11 protein-coding genes, 2 tRNA genes and 4 pseudogenes are annotated in these 20,560 nt (G+C 72.9%); 9 read left to right on the plus strand and 8 right to left on the minus strand.

The genetic code is table 11. The features are described 5' to 3' along the window. Positions 1-1,848, plus strand: a 1,848-nt coding sequence (locus tag GV126_RS13790; protein WP_159666220.1) for an EAL domain-containing protein, incomplete at its 5' end; no start/stop codon positions are given. 81 nt (positions 1,849-1,929) lie between these two features. Here GV126_RS13790 and GV126_RS13795 read toward each other — a convergent pair. From GV126_RS13795 to GV126_RS13805, 3 genes are all read right to left on the minus strand, one after another. Beyond that, a complete protein-coding gene (locus tag GV126_RS13795; protein WP_159666223.1) occupies positions 1,930-3,039 on the minus strand; it encodes an LLM class flavin-dependent oxidoreductase in 1,110 nt (369 codons plus the stop codon). A gap of 161 nt (positions 3,040-3,200) precedes the next feature. Next, a complete protein-coding gene (locus GV126_RS13800) occupies positions 3,201-4,352 on the minus strand; it encodes a glutathione-independent formaldehyde dehydrogenase (RefSeq protein WP_159673664.1) in 1,152 nt (383 codons plus the stop codon). Between the two features lie 423 nt (positions 4,353-4,775). Beyond that, positions 4,776-5,507, minus strand: a complete 732-nt coding sequence (locus GV126_RS13805) for a maleate cis-trans isomerase family protein (RefSeq protein WP_159666225.1) — start codon at positions 5,505-5,507, stop codon at positions 4,776-4,778. Between the two features lie 157 nt (positions 5,508-5,664). Between GV126_RS13805 and GV126_RS13810 the strand changes: the two are divergent. Beyond that, positions 5,665-6,402 (plus strand): annotated as a pseudogene (locus GV126_RS13810) (SpoIIE family protein phosphatase); the annotation flags it as partial. 280 nt (positions 6,403-6,682) lie between these two features. Continuing rightward, the gene (locus GV126_RS13815) at positions 6,683-8,017 is read left to right on the plus strand and encodes a lipase family protein (RefSeq protein WP_159666228.1); all 1,335 of its coding nucleotides are present in this window, start codon (positions 6,683-6,685) and stop codon (positions 8,015-8,017) included. Between the two features lie 114 nt (positions 8,018-8,131). Here GV126_RS13815 and GV126_RS13820 read toward each other — a convergent pair whose 3' ends face one another. Next, a complete protein-coding gene (locus GV126_RS13820) occupies positions 8,132-9,976 on the minus strand; it encodes a phospholipase C (RefSeq protein ID WP_159666231.1) in 1,845 nt (614 codons plus the stop codon). Positions 9,977-10,152: 176 nt separating this feature from the next. Beyond that, a pseudogene (gene efeB / locus GV126_RS13825) lies at positions 10,153-11,385 on the minus strand (iron uptake transporter deferrochelatase/peroxidase subunit); the annotation flags it as partial. Between the two features lie 147 nt (positions 11,386-11,532). On the opposite strand from efeB, the pseudogene GV126_RS13830 reads away from it, so the two are divergent. The 3 genes and pseudogenes from GV126_RS13830 to GV126_RS13840 form a co-directional block, all read left to right on the plus strand. Further along, positions 11,533-11,898, plus strand: a pseudogene (locus GV126_RS13830) (GAF domain-containing protein); the annotation flags it as partial. A 460-nt stretch (positions 11,899-12,358) separates the two neighbouring features. Then, a pseudogene (locus GV126_RS13835) lies at positions 12,359-13,115 on the plus strand (IclR family transcriptional regulator). Positions 13,116-13,245: 130 nt separating this feature from the next. Next, positions 13,246-13,319: transfer RNA gene (locus GV126_RS13840), tRNA-Lys, on the plus strand. Positions 13,320-13,407: 88 nt separating this feature from the next. On the opposite strand, the gene GV126_RS13845 is transcribed toward GV126_RS13840, so the two are convergent. Continuing rightward, the gene (locus GV126_RS13845) at positions 13,408-14,013 is read right to left on the minus strand and encodes a lytic polysaccharide monooxygenase auxiliary activity family 9 protein (protein ID WP_159666234.1); all 606 of its coding nucleotides are present in this window, start codon (positions 14,011-14,013) and stop codon (positions 13,408-13,410) included. Positions 14,014-14,185: 172 nt separating this feature from the next. On the opposite strand from GV126_RS13845, the gene GV126_RS13850 reads away from it, so the two are divergent. From GV126_RS13850 to glxA, 3 genes are all read left to right on the plus strand, one after another. Further along, a tRNA-Lys gene (locus GV126_RS13850) sits at positions 14,186-14,259 on the plus strand. Between the two features lie 365 nt (positions 14,260-14,624). After that, positions 14,625-16,676, plus strand: coding sequence for a glycosyltransferase family 2 protein (locus GV126_RS13855; protein WP_159666237.1), 2,052 nt, complete (start codon positions 14,625-14,627; stop codon positions 16,674-16,676). Next, positions 16,673-18,610 carry a radical copper oxidase GlxA gene (glxA, locus tag GV126_RS13860; protein ID WP_159666240.1) on the plus strand — a complete coding sequence of 646 codons (1,938 nt, stop codon included), beginning with the start codon at positions 16,673-16,675 and terminating at the stop codon, positions 18,608-18,610. Before GV126_RS13855 ends, glxA begins: the two co-directional genes overlap by 4 nt. A gap of 113 nt (positions 18,611-18,723) precedes the next feature. On the opposite strand, the gene GV126_RS13865 is transcribed toward glxA, so the two are convergent. Together GV126_RS13865 and GV126_RS13870 are read right to left on the minus strand one after the other, a co-directional pair. Beyond that, on the minus strand, positions 18,724-19,800 hold the full coding sequence (locus GV126_RS13865; protein WP_185946653.1) for a glycoside hydrolase family 6 protein: 1,077 nt from the start codon (positions 19,798-19,800) through the stop codon (positions 18,724-18,726). 98 nt (positions 19,801-19,898) lie between these two features. Further along, positions 19,899-20,560, minus strand: a 662-nt coding sequence (locus tag GV126_RS13870) for a sortase domain-containing protein (RefSeq protein WP_159666243.1), incomplete at its 5' end; no start/stop codon positions are given.

A 20,560-nucleotide genomic window follows, 5' to 3' on the forward strand; every position in this document is an offset into this window, starting at 1 on the left:
TCCCCCTCCCTCACCCCCTCGGCAGCCGCGGCTCCTCCCTTCCGCTCCGCCTTCGACGCCGCCCCCCTCGCGATGGCCGTCCTCGACGACCAGGGCGTGGTCGTCAGTGCCAACGACACCTTCGGCGCCCTGCTCGGCACCCCTCCCGGCGAACTCACCGGCCGGGTCGCCGCCGACCTGGTGGACCTGACCTCCGACGGCCGCACCCGGCAGGCGTACGGCGAGGTACTGCGCGGCCGGCAGGCCCGGCTGCGCTGCACCCGCCGGCTCAAGCACGCCGACGGCCGCTCCATGTGGGTCCAGGTCACGGTCGCGCCCCTGCCGCCCGAGCGCCCGGCCCCGCATCTCCACCCGGACCGGGACACGGCCGCCGCTCTCCCGCCCGGCACCCGCAGCGGGTCCGGCCGTCCCTCCCCCGGTGTGCTGCTGTCCGTCGCCGACGTCAGCGCCCGGCGTGAACTGCAGGCCCGGCTGCGCCACGTGCGCCTGCACGACCCGGTGACCCGGCTGCCCAACCGCACGATGTTCCTGGAGCGCCTGTCGCTCGCCCTCCGGACGGAGTCGGCACCGTCCGGCGGGACCGGCACGAGCGGCCGGGTCGGCCTGTGCTACCTGGACCTCGACGGCTTCAAGGCCGTCAACGACACCCTCGGCCACCACGTCGGCGACCGGCTGCTGGCGGCCGTGGCGCGACGCCTGACCGGCTGCGCGGACCGTGCTGCGGCCGGCCGGGCCGGCGCTCCGCTGGTGGCCCGGCTCGGCGGTGACGAGTTCGCGCTGCTCGTGGAGGGCTCCACCGGCACCGAGCAACTCGCCGACCTGGCCGAGTCGGTGCTGTGCGCGCTCCAGGAACCGTTCGAGATCGCCGGGCGGAAGCTGTCGGTGTCGGCATCGATCGGCGTGGTGGAGCGGCAGGCGGCCGGCACCTCGGCGACCGCCCTGATGCAGGCGGCCGACACGACGCTGTACTGGGCGAAGGCGGACGGCGGGGCCCGCTGGACGCTGTTCGACCCGGAGCGCAACGCCCACCGCATGACCCGCCAGGCGCTGGTCTCCACGCTGCGCGCGGCCGTGGAGCGCGGCGAGTTCACGCTGGAGTACCAGCCGCTGGTCGGCATGGAGGACGGGCGGCTGCGCGGGGTGGAGGCGCTGGTGCGCTGGCGGCACCCGCAGTTCGGCGTGTTGACGCCGAATCGGTTCATCACACTGGCGGAGGAGGACGGCTCGATCGTGCCGCTGGGCCGCTGGGTGCTGGCCACCGCCTGCCGGCAGGCCCGCGCCTGGCAGCTGGCCCACCCCGACGAGCCGCCGATCTTCGTCAGCGTCAACGTGGCGGTCCGTCAGGTGTGGGACTCCGACCTGGTGGCGGACGTGGCCGAGGTGCTGGCGGAGACGCAACTGGCCCCGCAGCTGTTGCAGTTGGAGCTGACCGAGTCGGCGGTGATGGGCTCGGCCGGGCGGCCGCTGCAGGCCCTGCGGGCGCTGAGCGACATGGGCGTGCGCATCGCCATCGACGACTTCGGCACCGGCTACTCCAACCTCGCCTACCTCAGCCGTCTTCCGGTCTCCGCGCTGAAGCTGGACGGCTCCTTCGTACGCGGGTTCCAGCAGCTGGCCGGGGCGGCCCAGCCGCCCAGCCCCGCCGACGAGGTGATCGTCGAGGCGATGATCCAGCTCGCCCACCGGCTGGGGCTGACCGTGACCGCCGAGTGCGTGGAGACCTCCGACCAGGCCAGCCGGCTGCGCCGGATCGGGTGCGACACCGGGCAGGGCTGGCTGTACTCCCGGCCGGTGTCACCGGACCGCATCTCCGAACTGCTCGACGGCCACGCCTGCGGACGGCGCTGACGGCCGACCGCTGACGGCCGGCGGCTGACCGCTGACCTCTGACGGCCAGTGGCCGACCGCTGACCTCTGACGGCCGGCGGCTCAGTTTCCGGGCGCTCCGCCGGGCAGGCCGTAGGCGTCGGCGATGAGTTCGTAGGAGCGCACGCGCACCTCGCCGCTGTGGGCGTTGGCGGTGATCATCAGCTCGTCGGCGCCGGTGCGCTTCTGCAGGTCGTCGAGGCCGGCGCGGACCTCGTCGGGGGTGCCGTGGACGACGTTGGCGTTCCAGGAGGCGATGAAGTCCTGCTCCATCGCGCTGAACTCGTACGCCTCCGCCTCCTCCGGCGTGGGCACGAGCCCCGGGCGGCCGGTGCGCAGCCGGACCATGTTCAGTGCGGCGGCCAGCACCTGGCGGCGGGCCTCGCGCTCGTCGTCGGCGGCGAGGGCGGCCACCCCGATCAGGGCGTAGGGCTCCTCCAGCACGGCGCTGGGCCGGAAGGACTCCCGGTACAGGTCCAGGGCCGGGATGGTGTTCTGCGCGGAGAAGTGGTGCGCGAAGGCGAAGGGCAGGCCGAGCATGCCGGCCAGCCGGGCGCTGAAACCGGAGGAGCCGAGCAGCCAGACCGGCGGGCGGTGCGGGGACTGCACGCCGCCGGGCGAGGTGGCCTGGACGGGGCCGGGCACGGCGTGGATCCGGCGGTAGGGGTGGCCGTCGGGGAAGTCGTCGTCGAGGAAGCGGATCAGCTCGGCGAGTTGCTGGGGGAAGTCGTCGGCGCCCTCGTTGAGCCGGTCGGTGCGGCGCAGGGCGGCGGCGGTGGCGCCGTCGGTGCCGGGGGCGCGGCCGAGGCCGAGGTCGACGCGGCCGGGCGCCATGGCCTCCAGGGTGCCGAACTGCTCGGCGATGACCAGCGGGGCGTGGTTGGGCAGCATCACGCCGCCCGAGCCGAGGCGGATGCGCTCGGTGTGGGCGGCGAGGTGGGCGAGGATCACGGCCGGCGAGGAGGAGGCCACGCCGGGCATGGAGTGGTGCTCGGCGACCCAGTAGCGGTGGTAGCCGCGGCGCTCGGCGAGGCGGGAGAGGGCCACGCTGGTGCGCAGGGCGTCACTGGCGGTGTGGCCCGCGCCCACGGTGACCAGGTCCAGTACGGACAGGGGTACGGGTGCGGAGCCGAGGGCTGTGCCTCGGATCTCGTCGTGCGGGTCTGCCACCACGGGGGTGCCTCCTGCTGCTCGGCCGTGCTTGCTCTGCCGGGCGTCAACAGGAGACGGTCCCCGTTTGTTCCGCGCGCCGCCCCGGGGGCGTCCCCGGGGCGGCGGCTTCCCTCACTGTTCCCCCGCTTCTCCCCCGCTTCCGCGCGCCGTCGGCGCGGTGCTCACGCCGCCAGCGCGTGGCCCGGGTGCAGCACCACCTTCGTGTAGCCCTCGATCCGCTTGTCGAACTTCTGGTACGCCTCCGGCGCCTGGTCCAGGGGCAGCTCGTGGGAGACCACGAAGCTGGGCTTGGCCCGCCCGGCGATGATCAGGTCGCGCAGCTGGCGGTTGTACCGCTTGACGTTGCACTGGCCGGTGCCCATCTGCTGCCCCTTTTCGAACATCTTGCCGATGGAGACCAGCAGCTGGCCGTGCTTGGCGTGCTCGTCGGGGCCGCCCGGGTCGGACGGCACGTACAGGCCGGGCACGCCGAGCATGCCGGTGGGCCGGACCGTCTCGACGAGCGCGTTGAGGACGACGGCGGGTTCCTCATGGCTGGCGTCGTGGCTCTGCGCCTGGTAGCCGACGGCGTCCACGCCCTTGTCGGTGCCCTCGCCGCGCGTGTGCTCCTTGATCTGCTCGGCCGGGTCGCCCTGGGTGAAGTCGATGGGGATGGCCCCGATCTCCTCGGCCTTGGCCAGCCGCTCGGGCACCCGGTCCACCGAGAACACCTTCGCCGCGCCGCGCAGCAGCGCCGAGTAGGCGGCCATCAGGCCCACCGGTCCGGCCCCGAACACCGCCACGGACTCGCCGGGCGAGACCTGGGCCAGCTCGCAGCCGTGGTAGCCGGTGGGGAAGATGTCGGCGAGCAGCACGAAGTCGGTCTCGTGCTCCTCGCCCGGCGGCAGCTTCAGGCAGTTGAAGTCGGCGTAGGGCACGCGCACCCGTTCCGCCTGGCCGCCGAGGAAGGGGCCCATCGCCACGTATCCGTAGGCCCCGCCGGCGAAGCCCGGGTTGACCGTGAGGCAGAACCCGGTCTTCTCCGCGAGGCAGTTCTTGCAGAACCCGCACGCCACGTTGAACGGCATCACGACCCGGTCGCCCTCGGACAGGGAGGTCACCCCGCTGCCGACCTCCTCGATGATGCCGAGGTTCTCGTGGCCGAAGACGATGCCCGGCTCGGCGGCCGTGCGGCCCTCGTACATGTGCAGGTCCGAGCCGCAGATCGCGGAGGACGTGACCCGGACGATCACGTCGTTGGGGTGCTGGATCCGCGGGTCGTCGACGTCCCGCACCACCACGTTGTAGGGCTTCTCATAGACGACGGCTTTCACCTGGGTCACCTCCGTCGAACGTGTCGAACGCGCCGGACACCGCGCGCACGCGCGGGAACGCGCGCCGCTCGCATGTGGTCGAACGCTGTGCGACGGCGACGACGGGGCCGCTACCGGGGCGGGACGCAGGCAGTCCGGGGCCGCCGCCGGTGCGTACCGTGGCCCCGGGGCGTTCTCGCTGCACCGCCGGACAGTTCCAGGTAACGCCCCTGGAACCGCCCCCGCAACCCACGCCCCTGCGGCCCCGGCAGACCCGCGTGATCCGGCGCGTCCAGGTGCCCGCGGACGTATGCGATCCGCCGGTGCCAGGTGATCCACGGACCCAGGTGGTCGGTCGGACTCCAGGTGATTCACGGACCCTGTGATCTGCCGGACCCGTGCGATCGGTCGGACCCCGGGTGGTCCGCGGACCCGCGCGGTCCCTCAGACCTGGACGATGGGCTCCCGGGTGAACAGCGCGCCCAGGCCGGGCGCGTTGACGCGGCGGCCGGTCAGGCGCAGCGCCTCCCACACGCTCACCTGGTTCGCGGTGAGGACGGGCTTGCCGATCTCCTCCTCCAGGGCGGGGAGGTGGGAGACGGTGTGCAGGGCGGTGTCCGGCACCAGCAGCGCCCCGGCCTCCGGGGTGTCCGCGGCCCGCACCAGGGCGAGCAGCTCGTCCTCGCCCCAGGTGGCGACCTCGGCCGGTCCCTCCGCTCCCGCGCTGTGGGCGCCGGCCACCTTCAGGTCCGCGGCCCGCAGGAAGTCCACGAACAGCGCGGTCACGTCCCCGGGGTAGGGCGCCGCGACGGCGACGCGGGCCGCGCCGAGTTCACGCGCCGCGTGCACGAAGCCGAAGGAGGTGGAGGAGGCGGGCATGCCGGCGGCCCGGGCGAGGTCGCGCACCTGCGCGTGGCCGGCGTCCCAGCCCTGCCGGAAGCTGCCGCTGGTGCTGGCCCACACCACCGCCTCGGCACCGGACAGCCGCAGTTCCTCGACGCACAGCGCCAGCCGCCCGGCCGGGACCGTCTCGCGCCCCGCCGCCACCCGGTAGGCATCCTCGCCGCCGTCGGTGTGGACCAGGTCCACCCGGACGTCACTGCCCAGGAGCTGTTCCATGCGGGGATAGTCGTCCTCGGCGGAGTGGCCCGGGTAGAGGAATCCGAGTGCCGTCATGACCAGCCTTTCTGCTGTGGTTGCTGGGCCGTGCCGGTCCGAGTACCCGGAGACGCGGGGGATTTACAACCGGCACAAGTCACGCGCCCCTGGGGAACGGGCAGCGCGCCCGTGCGCACCCACCGCCCCCGGGACCGGCAGCCGTCCGGCCCCCACGTGCCCGGCGGTGGTGGATCCGGCGGGCCGGGTGACCTTCCCCGAACTGCCGCTGTCGCCGCCGCTGGGGGTGGGCGGGCATCCGTTCGAGGCGGGCGAGCTGGAGCTGCCGGAGGGCAGCAGGCTGGTGTTGTTCACCGACGGCCTGGTCGAGGACCGCAGGCGGGACATCGACGAGGGGCTGCGGATGCTGGCCTCCGCGGTGGGGCACGCGGACCAGACGCCGGAGGAGACCTGCCGGGCGCTGATGGAGACGATGCTGCCGGACCGCCCGAGCGACGACGTGGCCCTGCTGGTCGCCCGCACCCGGCTGCTGGACCCGTCCTGCGTCGCGGTGTGGGACGTGCCGTTCGACGCGGCGGCGGTCTCCCGGGTGCGCGCGGAGGTGAGCCGGCGGCTTCAGGAGTGGCAGCTGGAGGAGTCCTCGTTCGCCACCGAACTGATCCTCAGCGAGTTGCTGACCAACGCCATCCGCTACGGCGCCCCGCCGGTGCGGGTCAGGATGCTGCTGGGCCGCACGCTGGTGTGCGAGGTGTCCGACGGCAGCAACACCTCCCCGCGGCTGCGGCGCGCGGCCAGCACCGACGAGGGCGGGCGCGGCCTGTTCCTGGTCTCGCAGTTCGCGGAGCGGTGGGGCACCCGCTACGTGGCGCACGGCAAGGTGATCTGGGCGGAGCAGACCCTGGGCACCGCCCCGGAGCTGGACTCGGCGGCCCTGCTGGACCAGATGGCCTGGTGAGCGCCGGCCGTGGAGGCGGCCCGGCCTGACGCGCGGTGTCCGCAACGGTGCCGCTCGTCGGACGTCCCGTCATATTACTGAACCGTAACCTTCGGACTGCTACCGGCGGTAACAGCAGCTGGTACGGTCTCGTCTGCCACTCCCCCTCTGCGCGGGGCAGCCGGGGGACGACCGTGCCGCCTCGCGCCGACCTGCCCTGCCCTCGCGCCCGGCCGGCTCCCGTGCCGCCCTCAGGCGACGAGGCACCGTCTCCTGCCCCGCCGATCCAGGAGGTCTCCCCATGCCCGCGCGCAGACGTCTGCTCGCCGCAGCGCTCACCGCCGTCTCGTGCCTCGGCGTCCAGGCACTCGCGGCCACCGCTGCCGACGCGGCCACGGACTCAGGGCCCGTGGTCTCCCGGGGCGTCACCATCCCGGAGTTCTACAACCCGCCCACCCGGCTCCCCGCGGCCGACGGCACCCTGATCCGCAGCGAGCCGCTGCCGCTCGCCCTGTCCCTGCCCGGCCTGGACGGCCCGCTGCCGGGCCGGGCCACCCGGGTGATGTACAAGTCGACCGACGCCGGCGGCGGGCCGGTCGCGGTCACCGGCGCCTACATCGAGCCGACCGCCCGCTGGACGGGCTCCGGCCCGCGCCCGCTGGTCGTCGTGGCGCCGGGCACCATGGGCCAGGGCGACCAGTGCGCGGCCTCCCTGGGCCTGGAGCACCCGCTCACCCTCAACGGGCAGACCGTGTCGGTGGGGTACGAGGACCTGTCGATCTACCGGCTGCTGGCCCGGGGCACCGCGGTCGTCGTCACCGACTACGCCGGTCTGGGCGCCACGGACCGGCTGCACACCTACGTCAACCGCGTCGACGAGGCCCATGCCGTCCTGGACGCGGCCCGCGCCGCCCGCGCGGTCGAGGGCGCCTCGGTCACCGCGTCCTCACCGGTCGGGCTGTTCGGCTACAGCCAGGGCGGCGGCGCCACCGCGGCCGCGGCCGAACTGCAGCCGTCGTACGCCCCGGACGTCCCGCTCGCCGGCACCTACGCGGGCGCGCCGCCCGCCGACCTGACCGAGGTCACCGAGGGCATCGACGGCACCGAACTGGCTGGCGCGCTGGGCTGGTCGCTCAACGGCTTCCTGCAGAGCGACCCGGAGTTGAAACCGATCGCCGAGGCCCGTCTCAACGCCGCCGGGAAGGCCGCCCTGGCCGATCTGTCCACGATGTGCGTCGGCGACGCGATCCTGCGCTACGGCTACGCCAAGAGCACCAAGTGGACGACCGACGGACGGTCCCTGAGCGCCATCATCGACTCCACCCCCGAGCTGCAGGACTTCCTCGACACCCAGCGCATCGGCCGGCTCAGGCCGGCCGGTCCGGTGCGCGTGGCCACCGGCACCAGCGACGACCTCGTCCCGCACGCCCAGGCCCGGCAGCTCGCCGTCGACTGGTGCCGCAAGGGCGCCGACGTCACCTACGCACCCGTCGTCCTGCCGAACGTGATCAGCCCGCTGCTCAACCACTTCGGCCCGCTGCTGACCGACCAGGGCGCCGCCGTGTCCTGGCTGACCGACCGCCTGGCCGGCAAGCCGGCCGCCTCCACCTGCGCGACGCTGCCGGCGCGGCCCTGACGGCGCCCGCCCACGAAAGGGGCCGTCCCGTCACCCGACGGGACGGCCCCTTTTCGTCCCTGCTGATCGGCTCCGCTCACCTGCTCGGGCGAACGGGGCTCCAAGGGACCCGGATCAGGCGGTGCCCCGGGCCCTGCGCCGCACGGTCAGATACGTTCCGGTGGCACCGGCGGCCAGCAGCGCCCCCGCGGCGATCCCCACCGGCACCACCGGGAAGGCGGAGGCCGGCGTGGCGACGGCCGCGTTCTGCAGGGCCGGGCCCGGCGTGATGGTGGTGGCGACCGGTGCCACGGGGCGGATCGGGCCCACGGACCGCACCGATCCGTCACTGTTGAGCAGCAGTTGCTTGTTGTTGGGGTGGCGGAAGTCGAACATGCCCGTCAGCGGGCCCGCAGTGGCGTCGAAGGAGTGGTCGCCGATGCGCCCGGTGTGCCAGTTGTCCTCGATGAAGCGGATGATCGAGGCCTGGTCGGTCTGGGTGTGATCGACCTTGTTGACCTTGCTGTACGGCGAGATGACCAGCAGCGGCTGGCGGGTGCCGGGGCCGCAGCGGTCCGGGTAGCCGCCGGCCGGCGCGGGCCCGGCCTGGCAGGCGGGGCTATCGGTGGCCTTGCCGTTGGAGCCGGGCGCGGTGTCCGTCGAGCCGTTGCGCACCTTGGCGTAGGCGTGGTCGTACCAGCCGTCGGAGTCGTCGTAGGCGATGACGACCGCGGTGGACTTCCACTGCGGCGCGCTCTGGATCGCGTTGATCTGCTCGACCAGGAAGTGCTGTTCGTCGATCGGGTCGGAGTAACCGGCGTGGCCGTCCTGGTAGGCGGGGGCCTTGACGAAGCTGACCGCCGGGAGCCGGCCGGCTTTCAGCGCGGCGTGGAAGTCGGTCAGGTCGTAGTTGTGGTTGGCCTGCCCGTCGTGGCCGATCTCGGCGACGCTCTTGGGCGGCAGGTGGTGCGGGTTGGCGGTGGACCGGTAGTAGGCGAACGGGTTGTGGTGCGGGCTGTAGTCGACGACCTGGGCTCCGCCGACATTGGCGTGGGCGGTCTCGCACCGGGCGTACTCGCCCTGCTTGCCGCTCCACGCGGTGGAGGGCCGGAAGCCGCCCTGGAACCAGCCCCAGGTGACCTTCTCGGCGTTGAGCAGATCGCCGATGTTCCGGCCCGTCATCACACCCAGCGCGCTGGAGCTGGTGTGGTTCTTGCCGGCGCAGTCGTCGAACGCCGGGTCCGGGTCGTTGATCATCGTGCCGACGCCGTGCGCGTCGGGGGACTTGACCACGTACGGGTCGGGGGTGTCGGTCTGCTTCGGGTGCTCGGTGCCGGAGGCGGGGTCGACGGAGACGATGCCGTGCGTCTGACCGGAGATCAGGTTGATGGCGCCCGGCGTGGAGGGGCCGTAGGTGGAGCTGAAGGAACGGTCGCTCAGGGCGTAGTGCTGGGCGTAGTTCCACATCGCGGTGACGGTGTTGCCGTCGTAGTAGTCCATCACCAGGCCGGGCTCGCCGAACAGGCCGCCGCTGCACTTGTCGACCTCGGTGTTCTCCACGAACCGGTCGGCCCTGCCGCCGTTGTAGGCGTACTGCTCGGGGCCGTAGGAGTGGTTCTGGTCGCAGGTGACGGCCTGGTCGGGGCCGAGCCGCTTGGGCGCGTACTGGTTGGGGTTCTTCGTCAGCAGCCCGGCGTGGGCGAGGGTGTCGATGTCCTTCGGGGTCTTCTTCGACGCCGTGAACCTCGTGCCGTCGGTGTTCGCGGCCTTCGGGTAGGTGGCGAAGTAGTGGTCGAAGGAGATGTTCTCGTCGAACAGGACGACCACGTGCTCGATCGGCGTGGCCGTCGGTGCCGGGCGGTGGTGGCCGGCCGGTGCGGCGGCCCAGCCGGCCGCGGCGCCGCCCAGCACGGTGAGCGCCGCGGCGGCGGCCAGCGCCCCGAGACTCCGTATCGTTGCTCGTCTTCCCCTGCTGGCCATCTGGTTCCACCCTCCGGGCAGGATCGTTCTTGCCGCATACGGACCGGGATGCTCCGCCGGGTCGGCGGCGCGGTGGCTGAGCCATGATGGCGCGCGAGTGAACGCCGGGAAAGAGAACGCGCAACGATTTCTGATCGTGTATTGACCAAACGGGCCAGCGTCTTGCCCGCTTGACGTCAGCTCAGCAGGGAACGGCCGTACCAGTCGGACTCGTCCCGGACGCCCGGCAGGGCGAAGAAGTAGCCGCCGCCGAACGGCTTGACGTAGTCGGTGAGCGGTTCGCCCGCCAGGCGCCGCTGCACCGTCTCGAACTGGCGGGCGAGGTCCTGCTGGTAGCAGCAGAACAGCAGCCCCATGTCCAGGTTGCCGTTGGCGTCCGTGCCCCGGTCGTAGTTGTAGGCGCGGCGCAGGATGCGCTGGCCGGCGGTCGCGGCGGTGCGCGGGTTGGCCAGGCGGATGTGCGCGTCGAGCGGGATCACGTCGCCCTTGGGGTCGTCGGCGTAGTGCGGGGTGTCGTCCTCGGTGTCGCCGTCCAGCGGGGCGCCGGACTCCCGGGACCTGCCGATCATGCGTTCCTGCTCGGTCAGCGAGACCCGGTCCCAGAACTCCACCAGCATGCGGATCAGCCGCACGACCTGGTAGCTGCCGCCGGCCGTCCACTCCGGCTCGCCCGAGTCCCTGCCCACCCACACCAGTCGGTCCATCTCCCGGGCGTCGGCGGGGTCCGGGTTGGCGGTGCCGTCCTTGAAGCCCAGCAGGTTGCGCGGGGTGCCGACGGGGCGGGGCGGGCTGGTGAAGCCGTCCAGGCGCCAGCGGACCTGCAGGGCGCCGCGGGTGTGCCGAGTCAGGTCGCGCAGCGCGTGCAGGACCGTGTCGGGCTCGTCGGCGTGCAACTGCAGGCTGAGGTCGCCGTGGCACCACTCGGGCCGCAGGTCGTCGTCGGGGAAGGAGGGCATGGCCTTCAGGTGGCGCGGCCGCCGCGCGCCGAGCCCGAAACGCTCGTCGAAGAGGGAGGCGCCGACGCCGACGGTGACGGCCAGCGCGCCGGAGGGCACCTGTCCGCCGAGCAGACCGGAGTCGGTGGGCGGCCCGGTGATGCCGGCCGGTTCGGGCGTCCCGCCCGAGGTGAGGAAGCGGGCCCGGTCGGTGAGCGTGCGCAGCAGGTCGGTCAGCTCCGCCCGGCCCTCGGCGGTGACGTCCAGGGCGAGGAACGCGCACGTCCGGCGCGGTGCCGCCGTGACCGACCGCTGGTGGGGGCCGTGGAACGCCGGCAGCGGTACGGCGGCCGGCGCGGCGAGGGCGCCCGCGGCCGGGCCGGTGTCCCCGGTGGCGGGGGTGGCGGCCCCGCCCGCGGGTCCCGGCGGGCCGCGCGGCCGGCCCCTGCCCCCCCGCCAGGATGCCCGCCGTCTCGCAGCCGTCGATCAGTTCGACCGCCGCCGAGACGATCTCGTCGAGCGTCTCCTGAGTGGAGTCCTGGGCCAGCAGACGCCGCGCCAGCAAGGCCATCTGCTCGGCGAACTCACGCCAGTCCATCCGCACCCGCCCTTCTGCCGACCGCGGTGAGCCTGGCCGTGACCGACGAGATGGTCGAGACCTCCGACCGGCTGCAGGGCGAGCTGGGCGAGGGACCCTGCTTCGACGCGGCCCGCCGGGTCAACGGCGACCGGGTGTTCCGCATCGTCGACATGGCGCAGCCGCAGCCGCTCTGGCCCTCGTACGCGCCGGCCGCCCGCAAGCTCGGCATCGGCAGCATGATGGGCTTCCTGCTGTACACCGACGACCAGGACTTCGGGGCGCTGAACTGCTACTCCGGGCGCGCCGGGGCGTTCACTCCGGAGAGCGAGACCGCCGGCTGGCTGCTGGCCTCGCACGCCGCGGTGGCTCTGGCCAGCGCCCGGACCGTCGATCAGCTGGAGCACGCCGCCCCGCTCCCCCGCGGGGACGCCCCCGCGCGCCCCGGCGCGGCGCTCCGCGCCCCCCGGGGGGGGGGGGGGCGCGGAGCGGCGCACCGCCGCCGCCCCGCGGCCCGCGGGGGGGGGGGTGCGGGGGGGGGGGGCGTCGGGGGGGGGCCCCGGGGTGCTGTAGGGGGACGGCGGGGGGGCGGGCCGCAACCCCGCCGTCACCGTCGACCCCCGCCACTTCGGCAACCACGTGCGCACCGGGTACGTGGGCAGGTCGCAGTACGCCGACCCCTACCTGAAGGGCGCCCCCAAGGCCGCAAAACCGCAAAGCCGCGCCCCCGCGGCCGTGGCATAGCCGAAACCGGCGAGCCGCCCCCGCACGGGCTCCGATCCCGGCGAGAACCGGCCACGGCCGGGGCGCTGCCCGTATCGTGAAGGCGAGGGGATGACCGGATCACGGCCCAGGAAGCCACCGGACACCGTGGCACCGACGCACGAGCCCCCCCCCGCACCGCTTCGTCCACGACGCCCTGCGCGTCCTGGAACTGGTGGCGCGGCACTCCGCCGGGATCACCGACACCGAGCCGGCCCGCCGCACCGGCCTCACCCCCGAGCGGCTGACCGCCCTGCTGCGCATGCTGCGCCGTGAGGGCTACGCCGAGCAGGTCACCGAGCGCGTCCACGTCACCGGCACCCCCCTGGCCCGCCTGGGCTCCGCCCGGGGCCGCGAGCAGGCCCTGCGCGACCAGCTCCAGCAGGTCCTCGACCGGCTGCGCGACACGGTGGGGGCGGCGGTCCACCTCAGCCGGTACGTCGACGGCGAGGTCCGCGTCACCCGGTACGCCGCGGGCCCGGCCGCGCCCGCGGTGCACGAGTGGGCCGACTTCCGCAGCTGCGCGCACGCCACCGCGGTCGGCAAGAGCCTGCTGACCCAGCTGGACCACGCCGCACGGCGCGACCCCCTCGCCCGGCACCGGCTGCCCCGCCTCCCCTCGCGCACCATCACCAGCGACAAGCTGCTGCTGTCCCGCCTGGCCGCCCAGCCGCCCACGGCCCCGGTGCTGGACCTGCAGGAGTACGCGGTGGGCACGGTCTGCGCGGCCGTCCCGGTCCCCGCCGGGTCCGCCGTGGGCTGCCTGGCCCTGTCGCTGCCGGTGGAGCGCGCCCACCGGCTGCGCCGGGCCGCGGACCAGCTGGGCCGCGACGCGGCCCGGGTGCTGCTGCCGCTCACGCCGTGAGGCCGCCGGGGCACGCGGACGGACACGGAGCGTGCTCATGAGGGGGCCGCCAGGGTGGTCACGAGCACCCCCGAGGAGCAGGTAGTATTTTCTTCGTCGCCGGCCGCGGAGAGCGGAAGGCGGGAGTCATGCGCCGCTAGCTCAGTTGGTTAGAGCAGCTGACTCTTAATCAGCGGGTCCGGGGTTCGAGTCCCTGGCGGCGCACCGGAAGAAAGGCCCCTCGTGCACACGAGGGGCCTTTCGGCGTTCGACGTGCGGGCCGCGGGTGCGGCACGCCGCGTGACCGGCCTGATCAGAACGTCACGTCCGAGCAGGCGTAGAACGCGTTGCCCGTGTCGGCGATCGTCCACACCGCGAGGATGACGTGGTGCCCGCTCAGCCCGGTCGGCAGGGTGCCGCTGTGGCTGAGGGTGGCCGGCGGCTGCTGGCCGCCGTAGGGCACGGTCAGGAACGGGGTCGTGTTCAGGTCGGCCCGGGTCAGCGCGTGGTCCTGGTTCCAGCCCTGCCGGGTGACGTAGTACTTGAAGTCCGTGGTGGCGTGCCGGGCCGTGAACTGCCAGCGGAAGGTGTAGCTCTGGCCGCCGGTGACCTTGGTCGTGGGCCAGGCGCCGCCCGAGGGGGTCCGGGGACTGTCGAGCTGGGCGAACCGGCTGTTGCCGCCGGAGCACAGCTTCCCGTCCGCCGGGCCGGCCGCCGGGAAGCCCTTGGGGCCCTCGACGCTCTGCGGCTCCCACTGGATGTCGCCGCAGTTGGTGACGGTGCCGTTGGCGCAGAGCTTCTGCCTGCTGACGGGGAGGTCGGTGTAGCCGTGGCTGCTGGCGCCACCGGTGGACAGCACGAGGGCTCCGGTGGTGGCAAGGCCCAGCACGGCCGCGTACAGCTTGGTCTTGGTGCGCATTGGCCGCTCCTGGAGAACGTGGGGAAGTTCCTTGAGCAGGGCTGGTCTAGACCAAGGTCAGGGTATTGCCCTCTCTTGGTCATGTCCATACCAATGACGGACCGGTTTCCGGACTCGCGGACGCCGGTCAGGAGCACCCTGCGGCGTCCTGTAAAGTTAGGGACGTCAGCAGGCGCCGCTAGCTCAGTTGGTTAGAGCAGCTGACTCTTAATCAGCGGGTCCGGGGTTCGAGTCCCTGGCGGCGCACCGACACCGAAAGGCCCTCCGCACCGGCGGAGGGCCTTTCGCATCGGCACATGCGCCACCACACCCACCCGGGCCACTCTTCGCACAGATGTACCCCTATGCGTCATAGGCGCCGATAGGCGGTTAACTCCGTTTTTCGCATCTTGCGATCATGACGAACACCGTAGAACCCTGGATGCCACGATGCCGCCGCTACGCGGTGGTTGGGGGACCTTGGGGGGTTTTCGAAAGACCGTTTGAGCCGGATTGGTCCGATGCGTGCGGAGAAGGGGCTCCCACGCGTCGAGGGCTGCCGAGGGGGGCAGCCATGCAACCGGCACGACACCGATGACACGCGCGCTGACCCGCGTGTGGGGGGATGACTCATGACGTCGACGCCGACGGGCGCCCGGCACCAGCACGATCCGTCCGCCACGACCCGGCTGCGGGTGCCACCGCACCGGGCCGGCGACACCGGAAGTCTCCGCAGGATCAGGAAGAGTCTGCCGAGATACGACTACGAGCACTACAGCCGGCTGGCCGGCCCGCTCACCCAGCCGGATCCGGACCGGCCCTACCGGGTGCGCTACCGCTCGCTGATCTCGCAGGAACCGCACCGCGTGCGGGTCGCGCTGATGCTGGCCGCCGCGCCGCTGCTGTCGCTGGTGCTGCTGGGCTGGCTGCTGCAGCCGGACCACTGGACCGAGCGGGAGTACCCGACGTACGACTTCCTGCCCGCCCTCGACATCGTGATGCTGGTCTCGATCGGCCTGATCGAGTTCTTCCGCTGCCTGAACGTGCTGTCCAACGCGCACGCCACCCTGGTGGCCCGCGACCCCGTCCCGGTGGTGCCCGAGGCCGGCACCAGGGTGGCGTTCCTCACCACGTTCGTCCCCGGCAAGGAACCGCTGGAGATGGTGACGAGGACCCTGCAGGCGGCCGTGCGGCTGCGGCACCGGGGCGTGATGCACGTGTGGCTGCTGGACGAGGGCGACGACGAGGAAGTGAAGGAGGTCTGCGCGCGCCTGGGTGTGCACCACTTCACCCGCAAGGGCGTCGAACGCTGGAACCGGCCCACCGGTCCGCACCGCGCCAAGACCAAGCACGGCAACTACAACGCCTGGCTGGAGGCGCACGGCGACGAGTACGACTTCTTCGCCTCCGTCGACACCGACCACGTGCCGCTGCCCAACTACCTGGAGCGGATGCTGGGCTACTTCCGCGACCCGGACGTCGGCTTCGTCATCGGCCCGCAGGTCTACGGCAACTACGACACCTTCGTCACCAAGGCCGCCGAGTCGCAGCAGTTCCTCTTCCACGCCCTGATCCAGCGCGCCGGCAACCGCTACGGCGCCCCGATGTTCGTCGGCACCTCCAACGCCGTACGGATCAGCGCCCTGAAGCAGATCGGCGGCCTGTACGACTCGATCACCGAGGACATGGCGACCGGCTTCGAGATGCACCGCGCCAAGAACCCGGCGACGGGCCGCAGGTGGAAGTCGGTCTACACCCCCGACGTGCTCGCGGTCGGCGAGGGCCCGAACGCCTGGACGGACTTCTTCACCCAGCAGCTGCGCTGGTCGCGGGGCACCTACGAGACGATCCTCAAGCAGTACTGGAGGGGGATCTTCTCGCTTCCGCCGGGCCGCCTCTTCAACTACACCATGATGATCGTCTTCTATCCGATGTCCGCCCTGAACTGGATCCTGGCCGCGCTGAGCTGCGCGCTGTTCCTGGGGCTCGGCGCCTCGGGCGTGAACATCGACCCGACGGTGTGGCTGATGCTCTACGGCAACGCCTCCGCGCTCCAGATCGGCCTGTACATCTGGAACCGCCGGCACAACGTCTCCCCGCACGAGCCGGAGGGGTCGGGCGGCGTGGCCGGCATGGTGATGTCCGCGCTGTCGGCGCCGATCTACGCCCGTTCGCTGATGGACGCCGTGCTGCGCCGCAGGAGCAGGTTCGTGGTCACCCCCAAGGGCGAGTCGGCCAGCCCGGACACGCTGTTCGGCACCTTCCGCGTGCACTGGTTCTTCATCGCCGTCTTCGGCGGCTCCCTGGCCGCCGGGTTCGCCCTGGGGCACGCCCACCCCGCGATGATCACCTGGGCGTCGCTCGCCCTGCTCATCACCGCCTCGCCGATCGTCGCCTGGCGCTGGACGCTGCGGCAGGACCGCCGCGTCCCCGCGGTCGCACCCGCCTACGCCGACGTCCCGGCACCCGGCGCATCCGCACCCACCCCCGCATCCGCACCCGCCGCCGGCCCGGCCGCACCGCCGCAGGACGCGGTACCGGCGGCGTACCCGGCGCACGCGCCCGGGCGCCGGCCCAGCTGGGCCGGGGCGGGCGGCGGGAGCGGGAGCGCGGAGGGCACCGGTGAGCACACCCTGCGGATCGCGCTCGGCGGGCTGGGTCCGGCGGGAGGTCGTCAGGAATGAGGGACCAGGCCGGCCTGCGCCGTGCCCGCCGGGTCGGGATCGGTGCCGTGGTGGTGCTCGCCCTGGCCGGGATGAACGGTCCGTGGCTGTACCGCTTCGGCGCCGAGCGCTACCACCAGTACAAGATCAACGAGCCCGGCTACAAGGCCGCCAACGGCCACTGGGACATCATCGAGTTCCCCAAGAAGTACCGGCAGGACACCATCCACGCCGTGCTGCTGCACACGGGCAAGGTCCTGCTGGTCGCCGGCTCGGGCAACAACCAAGCGAACTTCGACGCCAAGAAGTTCGACTCCCGCATCTGGGACCCGGTCAAGGGGACCGTCAAGAAGGTGCCCACGCCCAACGACCTGTTCTGCACGGGCCACACCCAGCTCGCCGACGGCAAGATCCTCATCGCGGGCGGCACCAAGCGCTACGAGAAACTCAAGGGCGACGTCACCAAGGCCGGGGGCCTGATGATCGTCCACAACGAGAACCCGGACAAGCCGATCACCCTGCCCGCGGGCACGAGGTTCACCGGCCGCGCCAACGGCAAGACGTTCGTCTCCAAGGACCCGGTGCTGGTCCCGCGGGCGAAGAAGAACTTCGACAGCAGGACGGGGAGGTTCCTCGGCAACACCCCGGGGCTCGGCCGGATCTACGTCGAGGCGCAGCGCAGCGGCGCCACGTACGAGACGGGCACCCAGGACAACTACCGGATCCAGGGCCTGACCGGCGTCGACGCCCGCAACACCTACGGCATCGCACAGAAACTCGCCCTCGACAAGAAGGACTTCCAAGGCATCCGGGACGCCTACGAGTTCGATCCGGTGGCCGAGAAGTACATCAGGGTCGATCCGATGCACGAGGCCCGCTGGTACCCGACGCTGACCACGCTGAGCGACGGCAAGATCCTCAGCGTCTCCGGCCTGGACGACATCGGCCAACTGGTCCCGGGCAAGAACGAGGTCTTCGACCCGAAGACGAAGAAGTGGACCTACACCCGGAAGATCCGGCAGTTCCCCACCTACCCGGCGCTGTTCCTGATGCAGAACGGCAAGATCTTCTACTCGGGTTCGAACGCGGGCTATGGCCCCGACGACGTGGGCCGCGACCCGGGCATCTGGGACGTGGCCACCAACACGTTCACGAAACTGCCCGGCCTGAGTGACGCGAACATGATGGAGACATCGGGCACGGTGCTGCTGCCGCCCGCCCAGGACGAGCGGTACCTGGTCATCGGCGGAGGCGGCGTCGGCGAGTCCAAGCTGTCCAGCAACAGGACGCGGCTGATCGACCTGAAGGCGAGGAACCCGCACTTCACCGACGGCCCGTCGCTGGAGAAGGGCACCCGCTACCCGCAGTCCTCCATCCTCCCGGACGACACCGTGCTGGTCTCCGGCGGCTCGCAGGACTACCGGGGCCGCAGCGACTCCGACATCCTCCAGGCCCGGCTGTACGACCCGGCGACCGACACCTTCAAGCGGGTCGCCGACCCGCTGGTGGGCCGCAACTACCACGCCGGTTCGATCCTGCTGCCCGACGGCCGGGTGATGTTCTTCGGCTCCGACTCGCTCTACGGCGACAAGGCCAACACCAAGCCGGGCACGTTCGAGCAGCGCATCGAGATCTACACCCCGCCCTACCTGTACCGGGACTCCCGCCCGTCGCTGTCGGGCGGACCGCGGACCATCGCGCGGGGCGCGACGGGCACGTTCACGTCGCAGCACGCCGCCACGATCAAGAAGGTCCGGCTGATCCGGCCGAGCGCCTCCACCCACGTCACCGACGTGGACCAGCGCTCGATCGCGCTGGACTTCACGGCCTCGGGAGACAAGGTGACGGTGACGGTGCCGAAGAACCGGAACCTGGTGCAGTCGGGCTGGTACATGCTGTTCGTGGTCGACGACCAGGGCACGCCGAGCACGGCGCAGTGGGTGAAGGTGCCGTAGCCGGACGACGACCCCGGCGGCCGGGCGAGGCTCCCTGACGACCGGACGCCCACCCCGGCGCGGGTGCCCTCCGCGAGCGGCGGAGGGCACCCGCGCCGCGTGCGTTCAGGCGGTCACCCGCCGGCCCGGGCCAGCTGCATCGCGTACTGCGGCCACCAGTCCCCCGCCTTCGGGCCGCCCTTGCAGGTCCCGTCGGACTCTCCCGGGCGCTTGATCCACAGATAGGCGTCCACCAGCGGGTCGGCGGTCCTGGTCGTGGGCGTCTCGCCGAGGGCCCGGCCGGGCGGGTTGCACCAGCGCTCGTCCGGGTCGCCGCCGGTGTAGGGGCCGTTGCCGTTGCGGCTGGTGTCGATGACGAAGTGCTTGCCGCCGATCTTCGCGGACAGGTCCTTGCCGTAGGCCAGGGAGTCCCGGGTGGAGTAGAAGTTGGAGACGTTCACGGCGAAGCCGTCGGCCTGCTCGGCCCCGGCCCGCCGCAGCGGCTCGAAGATCTGGTCGGGGTGGCCCCAGCCGGCGTTGCCCGCGTCGAGGTAGACCTTGGTGTTCTTCAGGGCCGTGAGCGCGGCCACCGCGCCCCGGAGCAGGTCGTAGCGCTCCTCCTGGAACTCCTTCGGGGTGCAGCCGTCCACCAGGTGCAGCACCGCGTCCGGCTCCAGGATCACCGTGGCCGGGCGGTCGCCGATGCCGCGGGCCACAGCGGCGATCCAGGCCCGGTAGGCGGCACCGTCGGCGGCTCCGCCCTGGGAGTACTGGCCGCAGTCGCGGTGCGGGATGTTGTACAGGACGAGCAGCGCGGTGCGGCCCGCCTTGTCGGCGGCCTCGGTGAAGCCGCGCGCCTCCTGCTCGGGGTTCTCCGGGCCGATCCACTCGCCGGTCGGCTGCGCGGCGATCTTCCGGATCTGCTCGGCGTCGGCGGTGCGGCCCGCCTTGACGTAAGCGGCGACCTGACGGGCCGCTCTGCTGTCCGGGTTGACCCAGAACGGGTCGGCCTCCTTGGGTTGCTGGGTGATCGCGGCGGGCCCGCGCCCGCCGTCGTCGCCGTGCTCGCCCCGGCCGCCGTCACCTCCCCCGGAGGAACACCCGGCGGCCAGCAGTGCCGCCCCCACGACCACCGCGGACGCCCGTGTCCCCGCGGCGAGGGCGCGCGCGAAGGCGGCCCTCCCGCCGTCCTTACGACTCCCCCACGTCACGACTCCCCCTCGTGCCCCTCGATGCGCTCGGCGTGGTGCGCTCGGCGGAGGGCGGTCGGCCCACCCCGCCGCGTTCCATGCTGCCAGGCGGTCCGGGCTCAGGGGCCGGTTCCGGTGAGGTACGCCGATACGAGGACGTTCGTGGTGCAACCGCCGCGCACCGGGTCGAACGTGCCGCCGCACGCGAGCAGCCGCAGCTCGGCCCGGCCCGCCGACGCGCCACCGGCGAGCCGCCCGGCATCGAGGCGTTCTCGGGGCACGCTCGTCACGGCGTCGACGGTGAAGTCGGCGGCCCGGCCGTTGTCGCGGACCACGCGGACCGTCTCGCCGGGGCGCAGGGAGCCCAGCGCGTGCAGCGCGGCGGGCCGGCCGTCGCTGTCGGCGCGGCCCACCAGCAGGGCGGTGCCGGCCGCGCCGGGGCTCGTCCCGGTGCCGTACCAGCCGACGGTGGTGGCGGCCTGCCCGGCGGACGGCGGTGCGAGGGTCCCCCGCGCGTCGGCGGGGAGCGCGGCCACGGACGCACTCACGCCGAGGTCGGGGATCTCCAGGTGCCGGGGCGGCCGGACGTCCGGCAGCGGTGGGGCCGCGGGCGGCAGCCGGTGCTGCGCGGGCCGGCCGACGGCGGCCATGTCCCCGGTGGCCGGCTCGACGGGGCCGCGCCCGACGTCGGCCAGGTCGCCGCCCCACTGCCACACCCCGAGCAGCAGCACCGTCCAGGCCAGCCCGGCCAGGAACCGCGCGGCGGTGCCGCCGTCTCTTA

Origin of the sequence: Streptomyces mexicanus (assembly GCF_902506575.1) — a bacterium.
GTDB lineage: Bacteria > Actinomycetota > Actinomycetes > Streptomycetales > Streptomycetaceae > Streptomyces > Streptomyces mexicanus.

Bases quoted from the DNA above. Each gene is read 5' to 3' on its own strand.
- GV126_RS13805 (WP_159666225.1), bottom strand. From the start codon at position 5,507: ATGACGGCACTCGGATTCCTCTACCCGGGCCACTCCGCCGAGGACGAC.
- GV126_RS13815 (WP_159666228.1), top strand. From the start codon at position 6,683: ATGCCCGCGCGCAGACGTCTGCTCGCCGCAGCGCTCACCGCCGTCTCG.
- GV126_RS13820 (WP_159666231.1), bottom strand. From the start codon at position 9,976: ATGGCCAGCAGGGGAAGACGAGCAACGATACGGAGTCTCGGGGCGCTG.
- GV126_RS13845 (WP_159666234.1), bottom strand. From the start codon at position 14,013: ATGCGCACCAAGACCAAGCTGTACGCGGCCGTGCTGGGCCTTGCCACC.
- GV126_RS13855 (WP_159666237.1), top strand. From the start codon at position 14,625: ATGACGTCGACGCCGACGGGCGCCCGGCACCAGCACGATCCGTCCGCC.
- glxA (WP_159666240.1), top strand. From the start codon at position 16,673: ATGAGGGACCAGGCCGGCCTGCGCCGTGCCCGCCGGGTCGGGATCGGT.